Origin of the sequence: Pseudomonas sp. NY15181, assembly GCF_048068055.1 — a bacterium.
Classification (GTDB): domain Bacteria; phylum Pseudomonadota; class Gammaproteobacteria; order Pseudomonadales; family Pseudomonadaceae; genus Pseudomonas.
The window spans coordinates 363,787-381,023 of sequence record NZ_JBLUPT010000003.1; the positions used below are offsets into that span (position 1 = coordinate 363,787).

Sequence of the window (17,237 nt, forward strand, 5' to 3'; positions counted from 1 at the left end):
TAGGAGCGAGCTTGCTCGCGAACCGCCTAACACCGGTGCAACTGGCTGAATCTGTTCGCAAGCAAGGGCTAGGCGCCCCTTCGGTCCTACGAAAAGCCCTTCGTGCACACCCCAATGATGCCGGAGTAGTTCAGCGATCCGGATTCCACTCCGGGTAGGCCGGAATCCTGTCCTGCGCCAGCCAGGGCCGGTCGTGGGACACCCAGATATGCCGCGCCGGCCGCGTGCCCGGGTCGTCGTCCAGGCTTGCCACGCGAACGATGACGTGGGGCTGGCCGGCGCGCTCGGCGATCAGTTGCGTCCCGCAGCGTGGACAGAACTTGCGCAGCTTGCCGGGGGATGACTCATAGGCGGCGACCTTGTCCGCGCCACGCGTCCAGCGAAAGTGCTCGCGCATCACTCCCGCGGTGGTCGCGAAGGCTGCCGAATGCGCTTTCTGGCAGGTATGGCAGTGGCAATGGCCGATCGGCATGTCCAGGCCGTCGACCTCATAGGCGATGTCGCCGCACAGGCAGCTTCCGTTGAAGGGCATGTTCGATCTCCTGAAAGAAAAACGCCCGGCGGGTGCGGGCGTTCGGGGTCAGGGCAGGTCGGCGCTGTCGTAGAAGGCGCTGAGCACCTTGGCCAGGTAGTGCAGGTCCTGGCTGCCGGCCAGCTCGCGGATGGAGTGCATGGCGAAGGTCGGCAGGCCGATGTCCACGGTGCGCACGCCGATCTGGCTGGCGGTGATCGGACCGATGGTGGAGCCGCAGCCCATGTCGCTGCGGGTCACGAAGCTCTGCACCGGCACTTCGTTTTCCAGGCACAGGTGGCGGAAGAAGCCGGCGGTCTCGCTGTTGGTGGCGTAGCGCTGGTTGCTGTTGATCTTGATCACCGGGCCGCCGTTGAGCTTCGGGCCGTGGTTGGCGTCGTGCTTGTCGGCGTAGTTGGGGTGCACGCCGTGGGCGTTGTCGGCGGAGACCAGCAGCGAGCGCTGTACGGCGCGGGTATAGATGTCGTTCTCAGGCAGCACGCGGCGCAGCACCTGCTCGAGGAACGGACCGTCGGCGCCGCAGGCGGAGCAGGAGCCGACTTCTTCATGGTCGGTGCAGACCAGCACGCCGCTCTGCTCGTTGCTGCTGCCCAGCAGGGCTTGCAGGCCGGCGTAGCAGGACAGCAGGTTGTCCAGGCGGGCGCCGGCGATGAAGCCCTGGTCGAGGCCGATCACGGCGGCGCGCTGGGTGTCGTAGAAGCTCAGTTCGTAGTCGAGGATGGCGTCGGCGGTGATGCCGTGCTCCAGCTGCAGCTGTTCGCCGAGCAGGTCGCGGAAGTCGCGGCCTTCGCCGGCGGAAACCTGGGCGAGGATCGGCGGCAGCTCGGTCTGCGCGTTGATCGCCCAACCCATGTTGGCCTCGCGGTTGAGGTGGATGGCCAGGTTGGGGATCACGGCGATCGGCGCCTTGAAGTCGATCAGCTTGCTTTCCACCTTGCCGGCCAGGCGGAAGGTGACGCGGCCGGCCAGCGACAGGTCGCGATCGAACCAGGGCGCGAACAGCGCGCCGCCGTAGACCTCGACGCCCAGTTGCCAGTAGCCCTGGCGCACCAGCTCGGGGTTCGGCTTGACCCGCAGGCAGGGGCTGTCGGTGTGCGCGCCGACCAGGCGCAGGCCGCTCTCCAGCAGCGGCGCGGTGCCGAGCTTGAAGGCGATCAGCGAGGAATCGTTGCGGGTGACGTAATAGCGGCCACCGGCTTCGGTACGCCAGGCATCGCGCTCGTCCAGACGCTGGTAGCCGGCCTCGTCGAGGTGACGGGCGAGGGTCTGGGTGGCGTGGAAAGGCGTGGGGGAGGCCGCGAGGAATTCGATCAGGCCCTGGTTGAGTTCTGCGCGCATGGGTAACTCCGAACAGCGAATGGCCGGAAGTTTATCGCAAATGTGGGCATCTGCGGCTGGGACCTCGCTCCGACGAAGTGCCAAGCGTAGGGCGTACAACCGTTCGCGGTTGTACGCCGATTAGCCGCGGCATCAGAACGGCGCGGGAGACTCGAAGCGCAGCCGCTCGCCGGTCAGCGGATGGGTCAGACAGAGCATGCTGGCGTGCAGGCACAGACGGTCGCGCAGGGTGAGGGCCTCGCCTTCGGCGTACAGGCGGTCGCCCAGCAGCGGATGGCCGATGCTCAGCATATGCACGCGCAACTGGTGCGAGCGACCGGTGATCGGGGTGAGTTCGACGCGGCTCCAGTTGCCGTGGCGCTCCATGACGCGCCAGAAAGTCAGCGCGTGGCGGCCCTGCTCGAAGTCCACCACATGGCGCGGCTTGGTCGGCGGGTCGTAGCGCAGCGGAGCCTCGATGCGGCCGCTGTCCAGTTCCGGCTCACCCCAGCACAGCGCGGTGTAGGCCTTCTCGGTTTCGCGGTCGTGGAACTGCCGGGACAGCTCGCGGTGGCTGTCGGCGTCGCGGGCCAGGACGATCAGGCCGGAGGTTTCCCAGTCCAGACGGTGGACGATGCGCGCTTCCGGGTAACCGTTTTCCTGCAGGCGGGTGATCAGGCAGTCCTTGTTGTCGTCCGCGCGACCGGGCACGGAGAGCAGAAGGGTAGGCTTGTTCACCACCAGCAGGGCGGCGTCCACATGGACGAATTCGATCTGGGAAAGCGGCATGGAGGCTCTTGCGCGACTCTTACGCGAAAAAAGGGACGAAAACGACTGCGGCGGCCGAAGCCGCCGCAGGTTCACCAGCGCCGGATCAACGCTCCGGCAGGGTGATGTTGAGTTCCAGGATCGAACAGCTGCCCTGGTTGGCCAGCTCGACCTGGACTTGTTCCTGGTCGATGGGCACGTATTTGCGGATCACTTCCAGCAGGTCTTTCTGCAGCTGCGGGAGGTAGTCCGGTTGCGAACGGTTGCCGCGCTCGTGGGCGACGATGATCTGGAGTCTTTCTTTCGCGATGGAGGCGCTGGATTGCGCCTTCCGGCTGCGGAAGAAATCTAAAAGGCTCATTCACGTCCTCCGAACAGTCTTTGCAGGAATCCTTTCTTCTGCACATCGAGGAATCGATGCGGCATCTCTTTGCCCAGCAGACGCTCTACCGCATCGCTGTAGGCCTGGCCGGCATCGCTCTCTTCATCGAGGATGACCGGTACGCCCTGGTTGGACGCCTTGAGCACGGCCTGGGACTCCGGGATCACGCCGAGCAGGCGGATGGCCAGGATTTCCTCGACGTCCTCGACGCCCAGCATTTCGCCCTTGGTGACGCGCTCGGGGTTGTAGCGGGTCAGCAGCAGGTGTTCCTTGATCGGGTCCTCGCCCTTTTCGGCGCGGGCGGACTTGCTGGCCAGGAGGCCCAGCATGCGGTCGGAGTCGCGGACCGAGGAGACTTCCGGGTTGGTCACGACGATCGCCTCGTCGGCGAAGTACATGGCCAGGTGGGCGCCTTTCTCGATGCCCGCCGGGGAGTCGCAGATGATGTAGTCGAAGGTCTGCTTGAGCTCTTCCATCACCTTGCCGACGCCTTCCTGGGTGAGGGCGTCCTTGTCACGGGTCTGGCTGGCGGCCAGCACGTACAGGTTTTCGAGGCGCTTGTCCTTGATCAGGGCCTGGGTGAGGGTGGCTTCGCCGTTGATGACGTTGACGAAGTCGTACACCACGCGGCGTTCGCAGCCCATGATCAGGTCGAGGTTACGCAGGCCCACGTCGAAGTCGACGATGACGGTCTTGTGGCCGCGCAGGGCCAGGCCGGTGCCGATGGCTGCGCTAGTGGTGGTTTTACCGACGCCACCCTTACCGGAAGTGACTACGAGGATCTTGGCCAAGGTGATTCACCCCAAAGAAAAAACGAAGAATTCTGGTCCCTGAAAGTCGCGGCAGTATCCGTTAAAGGCGGGTGATGTTCAACACGTCACCCGACAGGCTGACGTGCACCGCCTGCCCCCATTGCGGACTGCGTCGAAGGTCTTCGGCGACCTTGTAATTACCAGCGATGGACACGAGTTCCGCGGCCAGTTGCTGGCAGAAAATCCGCGCGCTGGTGTCGCCCTTGACACCGGCCAGGGCACGACCGCGCATCGGACCGTAAACATGGATATTGCCGTCGGCGAGAAGTTCCGCGCCCGGGCTGACCGGAGCCAGCACGATCAGGTCGCCGCCGGCGGCATAGATCTGCACGCCACCACGCACCGGCGTGGTAACCAGCTTGGTCGGACGGACGACCGGTGCCGGCGCTTCGGCCGGTTTTTCCGGCGCGGCGTCCTTTTCCGGCTCCTGGCCTTCGGCGGATTTATCCGCCTGGGTCTCGGCCGGAATCGCCTCGGCGGGCTTTTCCGTCGCTACGCTGGCGCTGCCGGCGGCCTGTTCCACGGCCTTCTCGGACAGGCGCTCGCCGCGCGGGCGGCGCACCGGGGTGGCGCCGGTCAGCGGGGCGACCGCGTCCTTCGGCTCGACGATGCGCTCGCGGGACGAGCCGGACGGCGGCAGCACGGGAATGTCGAACATGGTCGCCAGGCGGATGTCTTCCTCGCGGCTGGCGCGGATCGCCAGGGTGCGCAGGCCGTGGCGGCGGCAGATGTCCAGCACGCCCTGAAGGTCGAGCTGGCCCTCGCCGTCGGGCAGCTTGTCCAGCGCCAGCACCAGCGGGGTGTCACGGAAGAAGTTGGGCGCCTGGGCGACCTTGTCGGCGAGCTGCCGGTCCAGGCGCGGCAAGTCGTTGTGGGCCAGTTCCAGAACGGTGACGGCGAGCATGCTGCCCTTGAGCTGGAATACGGGATCGTGGTCGAGAAGGTCAGCTTGGCTCATGATCGGACTGCGTCATTAAATGGGTTGGACTTATAGCGGACCGCCCCGGCAGCCGCAAGCGTGGCCGATTGCTAGGGCTCGAAGCAGGCGCGGTGCGCATTGGCAAGGTAGAATGTCCGGCTTTGATCGATGCCGGAAAGTTCCATGGACCGCCCCACATTTCGCCGTGAGTTCCTCCATCCCCGCCACTGGCCGCTCTGGCTGGGCCTCGGCGTGCTCTGGCTGGTGGTGCAACTGCCGTATCCGACGCTGCTCTGGCTGGGACGCGTGCTGGGCGCGGCGATGTACTGCGTGGTCGGTAGCCGCCGGGCGATTGCCGCGCGCAACCTGGAACTGTGCTTCCCGGAGCTGTCCGCCACCGAGCGCACCCGCCTCTTGAAGGAAAACTTCGCCTCCACCGGCATCGCCTTCTTCGAGATGGCCATGAGCTGGTGGTGGCCCAAGGCCCGTCTGGCGAAGCTGGCGCACATCGAGGGGCTGGAGCACCTGCGCAAGGCCGAGGCCGAGGGCAAGGGCGTGATCCTGATGGCCATGCACTTCACCACCCTGGAAATCGGTGCGGCGCTGCTCGGCCAGGTACAGACCATCGACGGCATGTACCGCGAGCACGACAACCCGGTGTTCGACTTCGTGCAGCGCACCGGCCGCGAACGGCACAACGCCGACGCCACCGCCATCGAGCGCGAGGACGTGCGCGCCATGCTCAAGGTACTGCGCGCCGGCCGCGCCATCTGGTATGCGCCGGACCAGGACTACGGCATCAAGCAGAGCATCTTCGTGCCGCTGTTCGGCATCCAGGCCGCCACCGTCACCGCCACCACCAAATTCGCCCGCCTGGGCCGCGCGCAGGTATGCCCCTTCACCCAGTCGCGCCTGGCCGACGGCACCGGCTATCGCCTGACCATCCATCCGCCGCTGGACGACTTCCCCGGCGAGACCGAGGAGGCCGATTGCCTGCGCGTCAACCAGTGGGTCGAGCGGGAGATCCGCCGCCAGCCCGAGCAGTACCTCTGGGCCCATCGCCGCTTCAAGAGCCGCCCCGAAGGCGAGCCCAAGCTCTACGCAAGGAAGAAGTAGGTTCCGGCCAGCTAATCTGGATACGACGCGACAAGGACTTCGGACGTGACGGACTCCACCAGCCCTGCAACGCCCCCAGCCGTGACCGGCCTGATCCTCTCCGGAGGCGGGGCGCGCGCGGCGTATCAGGTCGGCGTGCTGGCGGCGATCGCCGAGTTGCTGCCGGAGGGCGCCGAAAATCCCTTCCCCGTGATCGTCGGTACCTCGGCGGGGGCGATCAATGCCGTCGGGCTGGCCTGCGGGGCGCTGTCCTTCCCGACGGCGGTACAGCGGCTCACCCAGGTCTGGAAGGGCTTCCGCACCGGTCAGGTGTACCGCGCCGACTGGTCGGGCGTGATCGGCCAGGCCTTCAGGTTCCTCGGCCACAGCCTGCTCGGGCTGGGCAAGCGCCAGCCGGTGGCGTTGCTGGACAGCACTCCGTTGCGCTACCTGCTGGAACGCGAACTGGATTTCTCCGGCATTGCCGCCGCGGTGCGCCGGCGCAACCTGCGCGCGGTGGCGGTCACCGCGTTCGGCTACGAATCCGGCCAGGCGGTGACCTTCTACCAGGGCCGCGCCACCATCGATCCCTGGCTGCGCCACCGGCGTGTGGGCATGCCGACGCGTCTGCGCCTGGAACACCTGCTCGCCAGCTCGGCGATTCCGCTGTTGTTCGCGCCGGTGAAGGTCAACCGCGAATTCTTCGGTGATGGCGCGGTGCGCCAGCAGGCGCCGATCAGTCCCGCCCTGCACCTGGGCGCCAATCGGGTGTTGGTGATCGGGGTGAGCGGCAACCCGACTATGGGCAGCGCCAATGAGACGGTGGCCAATTACCGTACCGGCCAGCCGCCGAGCCTGGCGCAGGTCGGTATCCATCTGCTCAACAGCACCTTCATCGACAGCCTGGAAGGCGATATCGAGTTGCTGAACCGAATCAACTTTCTCAGCTCGATGGTGCCGGAAGGAAAGCGCCGCGCGGCGCTAGGGCTGCAACCGGTCGACGTGCTGCTGATCTCGCCGAGCCGGCCGCTGGATGAGATCGCCGCCGAGTATCGCCACGAGTTGCCGCGTGCGCTGCGCCTGTTCCTGCGCGGGCCGGGGGCGACCAAGGCGAGCGGGGCGGGGGTGCTCAGCTACCTGCTGTTCGAGCCGGGCTACTGCAATGCGCTGATCGAACTGGGATATCGCGATGCCATGGAAAAGCGCGCGGAGATCGCGCGCTTCCTGGGGATGGAGGAGTGGTCGCTGTAGGGGCCAGGCGTATAACCGCGAACGGTTATACGCCCTATGTCCGGCTCAGACCGCCAGCACTCCGTCGCGGTAATCGCGCAGGGCCTGCTCGATCTCTTCGCGGCTGTTCATCACGAAGGGGCCGTACTGCACGATCGGCTCGTTGAGCGGCTTGCCGGCCAGCAGCAGGACGCGTGCGCCGTTGTCGCTGGAAAGCTGGATTTCGTCGCCCTGGCCGAGCCGCACCAGGCGGTTGGTGGCCACGGTTTCGTCGCCGCGCTCGCCCGGCACCTTCAGCGAACCTTCGTAGACGTACAGCATCACCCGGTGTCCCGCCGGAATGCGCGGGCTGACCGAAGCGCCCGCCGGCAGCCGCAGATCGTAATAGTGTGGCTCGGTGCCGGGGCGTTGCACGGCGCCATCCATTGCGGTCTCGCCATCGTCGAAGCGACCGGCGATCACGGTGACGCCGACGCCTTGCGCGGTGGTGGTGCGCGGCACGTCTTCGGGTTCGATGTCGCGGTAGCCGGCCGGGGACAGCTTGTCCTTCGCCGGCAGGTTCAGCCACAGCTGGAAGCCGCGCATGGCGCCTTCTTCCTGCTCGGGCATCTCGCTATGGATGATGCCGTGGGCGGCGGTCATCCACTGCACGCCACCGGGCTTGAGCAGGCCGCGGTTGCCCAAGTGGTCTTCATGGCGCATGCGCCCTTCGAGCATGTAGGTGACAGTCTCGAAGCCACGGTGCGGGTGGGCCGGGAAGCCGGCGATGTAGTCGTCCGGGTTCTGCGTGTCGAACTGGTCGAGCATCAGGAACGGGTCGAAACGCTCGATGCCGGGGCCGCCGATCACGCGGGTCAGGCGCACGCCGGCGCCGTCGGAGGCAGGGTGGCCGATGTGCTGGTCGATCAGGGTACGCAAGCGGGACATGGGAACCTCCTTGATCAGTGAATGGAGATCATCCTAGTCCCAATTGATGGATGAATGGTTGCGAGTTTTTCGCCAAAATAATCGAATAAATAGATGCTTTGTCGAAAAAGAAACCGCCGCAAAGGGCGGCGGTTTCGGGTCACTCCTGGATCTGCAGCTTGCGCGCCTCGCTGTAGACGTAGCGCAGCTTTTCGTACTCGAACGGGGAGTCGGTCTGGCCGTAGCGGAAGCTGTTGCTGTAGCGCTTGTCGATGATTTCCAGTACCGGCAGCTCCCAGTAGGTGCGACCGAGACTGGAGACGTTGAGGTAGTTCACCTCGCGGGCCGCCACGAAGTCGGTCACCAGGCCGCCGGTGTCGCGCACGTTGGATGGGCCCAGGATCGGCAGCATCAGGTAGGGGCCGGAGGGGACGCCCCAGTAGCCCAGGGTCTGGCCGAAGTCCTCGCTGATCTTCGGCAGGCCCATGGCGGTGGCCGGGTCCCAGAGGCCGGCGACACCGAACACGGTATTGAACAGCAGCCGCGCGGTGCTGTTCGCCGCCCGTTCGGCCTTGAGCTGGCCGATGTTGTTGAGCAGCGTCGTCACTTCGCCCAGGTTGCTGAAGAAATTGGTCACTCCGGTGCGCACGAAGCGCGGAGTGACGTATTCGTAGCCGTGGACGACCGGCAGGAACACCCACTGGTCGAAGCGGTAGTTGAAGTGATACACGCGGCGGTTCCACGACTCCCACGGGTCGTAGACGTTGAGGGCGTCGAGGGTGGCGCGCTCGAATTCGCGCTGGTCCAGGCCGGGGTTGAACTTCAGCGCATCCATCGGGTGCTTGAAGCCGTCGGCCTGTGGCTGTTCGGAAAAGCTGTCGTTGCTGCCGGGTTTGGTTGCCGAGGCGCTATCGGCCTGCGCCAGGCCGCAGCACAGCGCCAGGCCGAAAATCCAGGAAGAGCGGAGTTGCATGGATCAGTTCCCTGTCTGTGCGGTTGCCAGGCCGGGGGCCTGCGCATCCTGTCCTTTGAAGAACGCCAGCATGTCCTGGGCGTTCACGCGGTAGTTGAGGTTGCCGCAGTGGCCGCCGAGCGGGTACAGCGTCAGGCGGTCACCGAAGGTGCGGCGCAGGAAGCCGATATCGCCGGGGCCGAGGATGACGTCGTCGGCGTTGTGCATCACGGCGATCTTCGGGCTGTCGTGCAGGTAGTCCTGCAGGGCGTAGAGGCTCACCTGCTGGATCATCTGCGGCAGGCTGTTGCCCTTGCCGTGGGCGCGCCAGACGGGGATCAGCTGGTCGGTCAGGTAGCACTCGAAGTCGCACTGCATGGCGCGCTTGAAGAAGGGCTCCAGGCTGGTGCCTTCCTTGATGGGGTAGTTCGGAGGGGTGATCAGGCCGCGACGGTTGATCAGGTCGGAAGTGAACGCCATGTCGGCGGACGAGAAGCGGAATACCGTCCCGATCAGCATGGCCATTTCTTCATTGGAGAGGTGCTGCTTGGACTGCTGCAGCTCGTAGACGAAGGCATCGTTGAGGTCGATGTAGCCCTTCTGCTTGAAGTAGCGCGACAGCTTGCCCAGCACCACCTGGTAGAAGGTCTTGGAGTCGTTGATGCCCTTGACCCGGGTCTGCACCATCTTGTCCAGATTGCTGACCGAGGTGTAGAGGTTCACCGGCGGGTTGAGCAGCAGCACGCGCTTGAAATTGAAGCTGCGGCGGGATTCGTCGAGCTGGCTGACGAAGGCGGCGTGCAGGGCGCCGAGGCTGTAGCCGGTGAGGTAGTACTCGCTGACCGGCAGGTCCGGATGCTGGGCGCGCACCGCCTGCATCACCCGGTAGAGGTCGTCGGCATCGGTGGGGGTGTAGCCGGGCGTGGCGGACTGCGAGGCCCCGGCCATGAAGTCCCAGCTGGTCGGCGAGGAAATCTGCACCACGTGGTAGCCGGCGCTGTAGAACAGGCGCTTGAGGTACTCCGGCGTGCTGCTGGCGTAGTGCGCGCCGGTGCCGGCGATGATGAACACCAGCGGTGCCTCGTGGTCCTGCCGGGCCAGGCGGTAGTGCAGCTTGGTGACCGGCCAGAAGTTCTCCGGCAGCTGGTGCTCGCGTTCCGGCCGCAGCTTCAGGGCGTAGTCGGACTGGCGAATGTCGTCGTTATCGGGCAGCTGCGGGCGCAGGTCCGGCGGCGTCGTGGCGATGGTCGCCTCGAACGGGTTGGTCAGCGGATAGCCATAGCCGGCCTCGTCGACGTCGCGGCTGAATGCCGGGCCGGCGAGAGCCAGGGCGAGACTGCCGAGCAGGACGGCCGCGCGTGAAAGACATTTCATGGTGAGGGAGTCCTTTCGAAAAGAAGCCAACTCTAGGGGGACCGGCCAATATGACCAGCAGATTGCCGACAAGTGCTACCGCGGCTTCATGCCTTGTGGGCCAGCTCACGCAAGGCATCGCCGGTCAGGCGATAGACCGTCCATTCATCCTGCGGGCGCGCGCCCAGGCTGCGGTAGAAGCCGATGGCGGGCTCGTTCCAGTCCAGTACTGACCATTCCAGTCGTCCGCAGCCACGCTCCACTGCCAGCCGCGCCAGCTCGGTGAGCAGCGCCTTGCCCAGTCCGGCGCCACGGGCGGCGGGGCGTACGAACAGGTCTTCCAGGTAGATGCCTGGCTGGCTGAGCCAGGTGGAGTAGTTGTGGAAGAACAGCGCGAAGCCTTGCGGTTGGCCGTCCACCTCGCCGATCAGCACTTCGGCATAGGGGCGCGGGCCGAACAGGTGGTCGTGCATGCGCTGGGCGTCGGCCTTGACCTCATGGACGAGGCGCTCGTAGTCGGCGAGCTCGGTGATCAGCTCGATGATCAGCGGAATGTCGGCGGGGACGGCAGGGCGAAGCGTGACGCGCGGCATGGCGGGCTACCTTGATGAGGGGACGCCCGAGAATGCCCCGTGGCCGGCGCCGCTGGCAACTGCTCGATGCGACGGCGCTACAGGCGCTCCAGGCTCTCCACCCAGATCAGCTCGCAGGCGCCGGCACCGGTGTCCTCTCGGCTCAGCGAGCTGACCCAGCGCCAGCCGTCGTCGCCCTCCACGCGCACCAGTTTGCCGGAGAGACGGATGCGTTCACCCGTGCCGACCTGCGCCAGGACGCGGGCCACGCTGTCGTTGGCGGGGATCATGTGCATGTTGGCGCTGTGGGTCTCGATGTCCCGGCGCGGGATCGGCATCGTGTCGGCGTGCCAGTAGTACCAGCGGTTGCCCTGGGTGATCCGGATGTCGGCGAGGACGTTCGGATCGGCCATCGGTCCCCAGCCCAGGGCGAGGTCGGTGGGAGAGAGGTCGGCCTCGCGGCCCAGGCGGTAGTCCTCGCGGCCCAGTACGCGGGCCTCGAGGCTGAAGTCCTGCAGCGGATAGATCGAGTAGCGCTCCACCCGGAAGCCACCGTCGGCCAGGACGCTGCCCTGCTGCGGCGGCGCATGGGGGCGCTCGCCGGGCCAGAGCCACCAGAAGCTGACGACGACGCAGGCCAGCAGGAACAGGTTCGATCGCTTCATCGCAGGCTCCGTCGCCGCACGCGGTGTCAGTAAGCGCAGCGCCTCTTGCATCGGCCATTGCGCTGGTTATGCTGGGCGCCGTTTTCGCCCCGGAGAGGCGCCATGCCCCGTCGATTGCCCGTCATCCTGCTGTTGCTCGTGTTCTCACTGTGGCTGGCCGTCAGCTATGGCGTGCGTTTCGGGCTGATGGAGGATAGCCGCTGGGTCGGGCTGTGCGCCGAGTCGGCCACTCGCTGGGAGTGCGTGGCGCGTGCGCAGCTGGGCCTGCTGATCCATTTCGGCGTGTTCGGCACGCTGGCACTGGGCCTTTCGGTGCTGGCCTTCCTGGTTCCGGGCCGTCGCGGCTGGTGGCTGGCGGCATTGGGGATGTTCGCCGCGCTGCCGGCACTGGTGTTGTACAACGCCGGCCTTGCAGTATTCGCCGTGGTGCTCGCCGGGTTGCGCCTGGTGCGCGCACGGCGGCCCTGATTCAGCTGGCGCTCGCCCGCACGCTACCTGCCAGCGGTAGAGGCTGCTGCACACCGCGCGCGAGCGCTCCGAGCAGCAGCAGGCTGACCGCCGCCCAACCCAGCGCCTGCAGGTTGCTCAGGCCCTCCAGCAGCAGTTGCGCCGGCAGGCCCAGGGCGATGAACAGGATCAGCAGCAGGCTTTCGCGGCGCGGTGCAATCACCGGCCGGCACAGGTAGACCAACGCCGGGAACAGCAAGGCGGCGCTGGGGAAGCTGCGGTAGCGGGCATCGAACACCAGGCCCAGCATCAGCACCGCGCCGGCGAAGCCGGCCGCCGCCAGCCAAAGCCCGGCGCGTTTTTCCAACCAGTCGAAGGCACCGGCACGCCAGCCCTGGCGCGCTGACAGGGTCAGGCTGAGGTGCGCCAGCACCAGCAGATTCAAACCGATCAGGCACGCCGCCCACAGCCACTCGTCCCAGGAACGGCTGGTCACGACCGCCAGTTCCGCCCACGAACCGATGCAGGCGCCACCCAGTGCGGCGCCCAGGGGTAGCAGCAGTGCCGCGCGGGACGAGGCCGGACGACCGCCCAGCAGCAGGCCGCCGGCCAGGATCAATCCGGACAGGCCCAGCCACGCCGGCCAGCCCGGCAGGTTGCTGACCGGCCCGGCGAGTACGCCCTTTTCCTCGCGGTCGGCGCTGAACAGGCCCCAATAGCCGCCCACCGCGCCTTCGCTCTGGCGCTTCCAGGGCTGGTCGAAGGCTTCGATCAGGTTGTAGTGCCAGCCGCGTTCCTCGGCCATGCGTACGAAGCCGCGGATGAAGCGTGCCTCGTTGACCCGGCTGGGCAGGGCGGTTTCGCGCTGGCGGCCTTCGCTGGGCCAGCCGGTCTCGCCGATCAGGATGTCCTTGGGGGCGAACTCGCGACCGAAGTCTTCACGGATCTGCGCCACATGGGCGAGGGCGTCGTCGATGCCGCTGGGGTTGTCTTCCCAGTAGGGCAGCAGGTGGATGGTGACGAAGTCCACCGCCGGGGCGATTTCCGGATGGCGGTGCCAGAACTCCCAGACATCGGCGTAGGTCACCGGCTGGTGCACCTGCGACTTCACGTGGCGGATCAGTCCGGCGAGGTAGCGGGCGGTGACCTCCTTGCGCAGCAGGGTTTCGTTGCCGACGATCACCGCCTGGACCACGTCCGGGTACTGGTTGGCGGCCTTGATCAGCGCGGCCACTTCGCTATCGGTGTCGACCGGATTGGCGTTCACCCAGGCGCCGAGCATCAGTTTCAGCCCGTGCTTGCGGGCCAGCGCCGGAATGCCTTCCAGGCCAGTCATCGAGTAGGTGCGCACGCAGTCGAAGCGCGTCGCCAGCAGGGCCAGGTCGGCGTCCATCTGCTCCGGGCGCAGGACGAAGGGCTTGTCGAAGGGCGACTGGTCCTTGGCGAAGGGGCTGTAGGACACGCATTGCAGCTTGTGCGTGGGCGTCGCCGCATCGGGCAGGTTCACCGGTTTGCCCAGGCCGTACCAGAGTCCGCACAGGGCGAAGAGGGCGATCAGCAGGGCGAGACAATAGGGCAGGAACGGGAAGCGCGAAGACTGGGGCATGGAGGCAAAGGCACGCAAGCCAGGGGAGGCGCGCATCTTAGCAATGCCGCCGGCTGGCGTCAGCGTCCCCGTCGAGCACTCAGGCGTGGCGGTGCAGCCAGTTGTGCGTCAGTGCGGCGTCACCTGGCTGGCCTTGTTCGATGCGTTTCCAGAACTTCTCGTGGAAGTGAAAGCCCACGGCGTTGCACAGCGGCTCGACAACTGCCAGCAGGCCGCCCACCGCGATGCTGCCGGTCAGGGCATAGGCCACGCTGAAGGCGATGGTGAAGTGCATCAGGGTGAAGGTGACGGTCTTGAGCATGGCGGTCTCTCCGTATTGAGAAATGTTCTCCGTTGCGAAAAGGCTATCGCGGGGAAGCCCAGCTGGGTAATCGAGCCTCTGTATGGAGGCGATAGGCCGTCACGTTCGTCGTGGATGGAATGGCGCGGTCGTGGATGGATGAGTTCTGTCGTGGATCGGATCGTTGCGTGTCGTTCTCGGAGCAGCCCCCCAGCCGCTCCGGCAGATGATGGAGGGGCGGCCAAGACCGCGAATTGCGCCGGGTTCGCCCGGACGCTCCGAAAAAAATTACGGGGAGAAAACCATGCGAATGATGCGACGCCTGATGGGCCTGGGCGCAGGGCTGGTGCTGTCGGCGGCTGCGGGCCTGGCCGGTGCGGCGGCCAAGCCGGAAGTCACTCTGGGTTACGTTGACGGCTGGTCGGACAGCGTGGCGACCACGCACGTGGCCGCCGAGATCATGCGCGAGAAGCTCGGCTACCAGGTCAAGCTGATGCCGGTCGCGGCCGGGATCATGTGGCAGGGCGTGGCGCGCGGCAAGCTCGACGCCATGCTCTCTGCCTGGCTGCCGGTTACCCACGGCGCCTACTACGACAAGATGAAGGACAAGGTGGTCAACCTGGGCGTGAACTACCCGGGCGCGAAGATCGGCCTGATCGTGCCCGAGTACGTGAAAGCCAACAGCATCGAAGACCTCAAGGCGCAGAAGGCCGATTTCGACGGCCGCATCGTCGGCATCGACGCCGGTGCCGGGGTGATGCTCAAGACCGACCAGGCGATCAAGGACTACGGCCTGGACTACAAGCTGGTGGCCAGCTCCGGCAGCGGCATGATCGCCGAGCTCACCCGTGCGGAGGCTGACAAGAAGGCCGTGGCGGTGACCGGCTGGATTCCGCACTGGATGTTCGCCAAATGGAAGCTGAAGTTCCTCGAAGACCCGAAGAAGGTCTACGGCGAAGAAGAGCACGTCGACAGCGTCGCCAACCCGGCGCTGGAGAAGAAGGCACCGGAAGTCTGGGCCTTCCTGAAGAAATTCCAGTGGAAGGACGGCCAGGAAATCGGCGAAGTGATGCTCGCCGTGCAGAACGGCGAGAAGCCGGAAGTAGCCGCCAAGAAGTGGGTGGAAGCGCATCCGGACCGCGTGAAAGAGTGGCTGTAAGCGCTTAGATCGCGCCACGTCCGATACATGGAAATCCCTCGCGAAGCCAAGTCTTCGCGGGGGATTTTTTCATGGCACGGCGTCTATTCCGGGCTTGTTCGAAGCGGCCCGGCTTCGCTTCGCCCCCCGCTACGACTAAAGTCGTCTGGAGCGCTTGCACCGTAGTCCTAAAGTGGAGATCGACGACATCCGCGTCATCCCCGCTGTGAGGACAAGAACAAAATGAACGACAGCATCTACCAGCGGATTGATACCAATCCGCGCTTCAAAGAGTTGGTGGCCAAGCGCGAGCGATTCGCCTGGCTGCTCTCCCTGGTCATGTTGGGCCTGTACGTGAGCTTCATCCTGCTGATCGCCTTCCAGCCGCAGCTGCTCGGCACCAAGATCAGCGCCGATTCGTCCGTCACCTGGGGCATTCCCATGGGCGTCGGGCTGATCGTCTCGGCCTTCGTGCTCACCGGCATCTACGTGCGCCGTGCAAACGGTGAATTCGACCGTCTGAACCAGGAAATCCTCAAGGAGGCCCAGCAATGAAAGGCCGAAACTCCGCGGCCCTCGCGCTGGCCGTCCTGCTCCCCGCACTCTGGGCCCCCGCACTCTGGGCTGACGCCCTCACCGGCGAGGTGAAGCGCCAGCCGCTGAACCTCTCCGCCATCATCATGTTCGTCGCCTTCGTCGGCCTGACCCTGTGCATCACCTACTGGGCCTCCAAGCGCAGCAAGTCCGCCGCCGATTTCTATACCGCCGGCGGCAGCATCACCGGTTTCCAGAACGGCCTGGCGATCGCCGGCGACTACATGTCCGCCGCGTCCTTCCTCGGCATTTCCGCGCTGGTGTTCACCTCGGGCTATGACGGCCTGATCTACTCCATCGGCTTCCTCGTCGGCTGGCCGATCATCCTCTTCCTGATCGCCGAACGCCTGCGCAACCTGGGCAAGTACACCTTCGCCGACGTGGCGTCCTACCGCCTGAAGCAGAAGGATATCCGTACCCTGTCCGCCTGCGGTTCGCTGGTGGTGGTGGCCTTCTACCTGATCGCGCAGATGGTCGGCGCCGGCAAGCTGATCGAGCTGCTGTTCGGCCTGAACTACCACGTCGCGGTGGTCATGGTCGGTATCCTGATGGTCCTGTACGTGCTGTTCGGCGGCATGCTCGCTACCACCTGGGTCCAGATCATCAAGGCCGTGCTGCTGCTCTCGGGCGCCACCTTCATGGCGATCATGGTGCTCAAGCACGTCAACTTCGACATCAGCACCCTGTTCTCCGAAGCCATCAAGGTCCACCCGAAGGGTGAGTCCATCATGAGCCCCGGTGGCCTGGTGAAGGACCCGATCTCGGCCTTCTCCCTGGGCTTCGCGCTGATGTTCGGCACCGCCGGCCTGCCGCACATCCTGATGCGCTTCTTCACCGTCAGTGACGCCAAGGAAGCCCGCAAGTCGGTGTTCTTCGCCACCGGTTTCATCGGCTACTTCTACATCCTGACCTTCATCATCGGCTTCGGCGCGATCCTGCTGGTCAGCACCAACCCGGACTTCAAGGACGCCACCGGCGCGCTGCTGGGCGGCAACAACATGGCCGCCGTACACCTGGCCAACGCCGTGGGCGGCAGCCTGTTCCTGGGCTTCATCTCCGCCGTGGCCTTCGCTACCATCCTCGCGGTGGTCGCTGGCCTGACCCTGGCCGGCGCCTCGGCCGTGTCCCACGACCTGTACGCCAGCGTGCTGAAGAACGGCAAGGCCAACGAGAAGGATGAGCTGCGCGTGTCGAAGATCACCACCGTCTGCCTGGGCGTAGTGGCGATCATCCTCGGCATCCTGTTCGAGAAGCAGAACATCGCCTTCATGGTCGGCCTGGCCTTCTCCATCGCCGCCAGCTGCAACTTCCCGGTGCTGCTGCTCTCCATGTACTGGAAGAAGCTGACCACCCGCGGCGCCAAGATCGGCGGCTGGATGGGCCTGATCACCGCGGTGGTGCTGATGATCCTCGGCCCGACCATCTGGGTGCAGATCCTCGGCCACGAGAAGCCCATCTATCCGTTCGAATACCCGGCGCTGTTCTCCATGGCCGTGGCCTTCACCGGTATCTGGTTCTTCTCCATCACCGACAAGTCGACTGCGGCCGACGAAGAGCGCGCGCGCTTCTTCCCGCAGTTCATCCGCTCGCAGACCGGCCTGGGTGCCAGCGGTGCGGTTGCCCACTGATAGTCTGAGCTGACCTGCCGGGGCCGGGGGTGGAAACACCT

At 65.8% G+C, this 17,237-nt stretch carries 19 protein-coding genes; 6 read left to right on the forward strand and 13 right to left on the reverse strand.

The window, feature by feature from the left end; genetic code table 11:
- Nucleotides 1-130: 130 nt before the first annotated feature.
- The 6 genes from ACNFBT_RS10365 to minC form a co-directional block, all read right to left on the reverse strand.
- A complete protein-coding gene (locus tag ACNFBT_RS10365) occupies nt 131-532 on the reverse strand; it encodes a GFA family protein (RefSeq protein WP_416748961.1) in 402 nt (133 codons plus the stop codon).
- A 48-nt stretch (nt 533-580) separates the two neighbouring features.
- Complete coding sequence (locus ACNFBT_RS10370; RefSeq protein ID WP_416748963.1) at nt 581-1,870, reverse strand: M18 family aminopeptidase; 1,290 nt, start codon at nt 1,868-1,870, stop codon at nt 581-583.
- 132 nt (nt 1,871-2,002) lie between these two features.
- Nucleotides 2,003-2,638, reverse strand: coding sequence for an RluA family pseudouridine synthase (locus tag ACNFBT_RS10375; protein ID WP_416748965.1), 636 nt, complete (start codon nt 2,636-2,638; stop codon nt 2,003-2,005).
- 85 nt (nt 2,639-2,723) lie between these two features.
- A complete protein-coding gene (minE, locus tag ACNFBT_RS10380) occupies nt 2,724-2,978 on the reverse strand; it encodes a cell division topological specificity factor MinE (RefSeq protein WP_043253957.1) in 255 nt (84 codons plus the stop codon).
- Nucleotides 2,975-3,790, reverse strand: coding sequence for a septum site-determining protein MinD (minD, locus tag ACNFBT_RS10385; RefSeq protein WP_416748967.1), 816 nt, complete (start codon nt 3,788-3,790; stop codon nt 2,975-2,977). Before minD ends, minE begins: the two co-directional genes overlap by 4 nt.
- Nucleotides 3,791-3,851: 61 nt before the next feature.
- Nucleotides 3,852-4,769, reverse strand: a complete 918-nt coding sequence (gene minC, locus ACNFBT_RS10390) for a septum site-determining protein MinC (RefSeq protein ID WP_416748969.1) — start codon at nt 4,767-4,769, stop codon at nt 3,852-3,854.
- 144 nt (nt 4,770-4,913) lie between these two features.
- Between minC and ACNFBT_RS10395 the strand changes: the two genes are divergently transcribed.
- Together ACNFBT_RS10395 and ACNFBT_RS10400 are read left to right on the forward strand one after the other, a co-directional pair.
- Nucleotides 4,914-5,846 carry a lipid A biosynthesis lauroyl acyltransferase gene (locus tag ACNFBT_RS10395; RefSeq protein ID WP_416748971.1) on the forward strand — a complete coding sequence of 311 codons (933 nt, stop codon included), beginning with the start codon at nt 4,914-4,916 and terminating at the stop codon, nt 5,844-5,846.
- Between the two features lie 45 nt (nt 5,847-5,891).
- Nucleotides 5,892-7,076, forward strand: coding sequence for a patatin-like phospholipase family protein (locus tag ACNFBT_RS10400; protein ID WP_416748973.1), 1,185 nt, complete (start codon nt 5,892-5,894; stop codon nt 7,074-7,076).
- A gap of 45 nt (nt 7,077-7,121) precedes the next feature.
- On the opposite strand, the gene ACNFBT_RS10405 is transcribed toward ACNFBT_RS10400, so the two are convergent.
- The 5 genes from ACNFBT_RS10405 to ACNFBT_RS10425 form a co-directional block, all read right to left on the reverse strand.
- The gene (locus ACNFBT_RS10405) at nt 7,122-7,982 is read right to left on the reverse strand and encodes a pirin family protein (RefSeq protein WP_416748975.1); all 861 of its coding nucleotides are present in this window, start codon (nt 7,980-7,982) and stop codon (nt 7,122-7,124) included.
- A 139-nt stretch (nt 7,983-8,121) separates the two neighbouring features.
- Nucleotides 8,122-8,934, reverse strand: a complete 813-nt coding sequence (locus ACNFBT_RS10410; RefSeq protein WP_416748977.1) for a VacJ family lipoprotein — start codon at nt 8,932-8,934, stop codon at nt 8,122-8,124.
- A 3-nt stretch (nt 8,935-8,937) separates the two neighbouring features.
- Nucleotides 8,938-10,287, reverse strand: coding sequence for a serine/threonine protein kinase (locus ACNFBT_RS10415; RefSeq protein ID WP_416748979.1), 1,350 nt, complete (start codon nt 10,285-10,287; stop codon nt 8,938-8,940).
- 86 nt (nt 10,288-10,373) lie between these two features.
- Entirely contained in the window at nt 10,374-10,859 is a 486-nt protein-coding gene (locus ACNFBT_RS10420) for a GNAT family N-acetyltransferase (RefSeq protein ID WP_416748981.1), read from the reverse strand.
- A 77-nt stretch (nt 10,860-10,936) separates the two neighbouring features.
- Nucleotides 10,937-11,503: a hypothetical protein gene (locus tag ACNFBT_RS10425; RefSeq protein ID WP_416748983.1), complete on the reverse strand. Its 567-nt coding sequence runs from the start codon at nt 11,501-11,503 to the stop codon at nt 10,937-10,939.
- A gap of 102 nt (nt 11,504-11,605) precedes the next feature.
- Here ACNFBT_RS10425 and ACNFBT_RS10430 point away from each other — a divergent pair, with 102 nt between their 5' ends.
- On the forward strand, nt 11,606-11,971 hold the full coding sequence (locus ACNFBT_RS10430; protein ID WP_416748985.1) for a hypothetical protein: 366 nt from the start codon (nt 11,606-11,608) through the stop codon (nt 11,969-11,971).
- 1 nt (nt 11,972) lies between these two features.
- Here the strand turns inward: ACNFBT_RS10430 and ACNFBT_RS10435 are convergent, their stop codons facing one another.
- Both ACNFBT_RS10435 and ACNFBT_RS10440 read right to left on the reverse strand, forming a co-directional pair.
- Nucleotides 11,973-13,556 (reverse strand): glycosyl hydrolase family 17 protein, encoded by a 1,584-nt coding sequence (locus ACNFBT_RS10435; RefSeq protein WP_416748987.1) that lies wholly within the window; start codon nt 13,554-13,556, stop codon nt 11,973-11,975.
- Nucleotides 13,557-13,635: 79 nt separating this feature from the next.
- Entirely contained in the window at nt 13,636-13,857 is a 222-nt protein-coding gene (locus ACNFBT_RS10440; protein ID WP_416748989.1) for a DUF2061 domain-containing protein, read from the reverse strand.
- 283 nt (nt 13,858-14,140) lie between these two features.
- Between ACNFBT_RS10440 and ACNFBT_RS10445 the strand changes: the two genes are divergently transcribed.
- From ACNFBT_RS10445 to ACNFBT_RS10455, 3 genes are all read left to right on the forward strand, one after another.
- A complete protein-coding gene (locus ACNFBT_RS10445; RefSeq protein ID WP_416748991.1) occupies nt 14,141-14,995 on the forward strand; it encodes a glycine betaine ABC transporter substrate-binding protein in 855 nt (284 codons plus the stop codon).
- Between the two features lie 222 nt (nt 14,996-15,217).
- On the forward strand, nt 15,218-15,529 hold the full coding sequence (locus tag ACNFBT_RS10450) for a DUF485 domain-containing protein (RefSeq protein WP_416748993.1): 312 nt from the start codon (nt 15,218-15,220) through the stop codon (nt 15,527-15,529).
- Nucleotides 15,526-17,196 (forward strand): cation acetate symporter, encoded by a 1,671-nt coding sequence (locus ACNFBT_RS10455; RefSeq protein ID WP_416748995.1) that lies wholly within the window; start codon nt 15,526-15,528, stop codon nt 17,194-17,196. The genes ACNFBT_RS10450 and ACNFBT_RS10455 overlap by 4 nt, the downstream gene beginning before the upstream one ends.
- The last annotated feature ends 41 nt before the right edge of the window (nt 17,197-17,237 follow it).

Bases quoted from the DNA above. Each gene is read 5' to 3' on its own strand.
- ACNFBT_RS10365 (WP_416748961.1), bottom strand. From the start codon at position 532: ATGCCCTTCAACGGAAGCTGCCTGTGCGGCGACATCGCCTATGAGGTC.
- ACNFBT_RS10370 (WP_416748963.1), bottom strand. From the start codon at position 1,870: ATGCGCGCAGAACTCAACCAGGGCCTGATCGAATTCCTCGCGGCCTCC.
- ACNFBT_RS10375 (WP_416748965.1), bottom strand. From the start codon at position 2,638: ATGCCGCTTTCCCAGATCGAATTCGTCCATGTGGACGCCGCCCTGCTG.
- minE (WP_043253957.1), bottom strand. From the start codon at position 2,978: ATGAGCCTTTTAGATTTCTTCCGCAGCCGGAAGGCGCAATCCAGCGCC.
- minC (WP_416748969.1), bottom strand. From the start codon at position 4,769: ATGAGCCAAGCTGACCTTCTCGACCACGATCCCGTATTCCAGCTCAAG.
- ACNFBT_RS10395 (WP_416748971.1), top strand. From the start codon at position 4,914: ATGGACCGCCCCACATTTCGCCGTGAGTTCCTCCATCCCCGCCACTGG.
- ACNFBT_RS10405 (WP_416748975.1), bottom strand. From the start codon at position 7,982: ATGTCCCGCTTGCGTACCCTGATCGACCAGCACATCGGCCACCCTGCC.
- ACNFBT_RS10410 (WP_416748977.1), bottom strand. From the start codon at position 8,934: ATGCAACTCCGCTCTTCCTGGATTTTCGGCCTGGCGCTGTGCTGCGGC.
- ACNFBT_RS10415 (WP_416748979.1), bottom strand. From the start codon at position 10,287: ATGAAATGTCTTTCACGCGCGGCCGTCCTGCTCGGCAGTCTCGCCCTG.
- ACNFBT_RS10420 (WP_416748981.1), bottom strand. From the start codon at position 10,859: ATGCCGCGCGTCACGCTTCGCCCTGCCGTCCCCGCCGACATTCCGCTG.
- ACNFBT_RS10425 (WP_416748983.1), bottom strand. From the start codon at position 11,503: ATGAAGCGATCGAACCTGTTCCTGCTGGCCTGCGTCGTCGTCAGCTTC.
- ACNFBT_RS10430 (WP_416748985.1), top strand. From the start codon at position 11,606: ATGCCCCGTCGATTGCCCGTCATCCTGCTGTTGCTCGTGTTCTCACTG.
- ACNFBT_RS10435 (WP_416748987.1), bottom strand. From the start codon at position 13,556: ATGCCCCAGTCTTCGCGCTTCCCGTTCCTGCCCTATTGTCTCGCCCTG.
- ACNFBT_RS10440 (WP_416748989.1), bottom strand. From the start codon at position 13,857: ATGCTCAAGACCGTCACCTTCACCCTGATGCACTTCACCATCGCCTTC.
- ACNFBT_RS10445 (WP_416748991.1), top strand. From the start codon at position 14,141: ATGCGAATGATGCGACGCCTGATGGGCCTGGGCGCAGGGCTGGTGCTG.
- ACNFBT_RS10450 (WP_416748993.1), top strand. From the start codon at position 15,218: ATGAACGACAGCATCTACCAGCGGATTGATACCAATCCGCGCTTCAAA.
- ACNFBT_RS10455 (WP_416748995.1), top strand. From the start codon at position 15,526: ATGAAAGGCCGAAACTCCGCGGCCCTCGCGCTGGCCGTCCTGCTCCCC.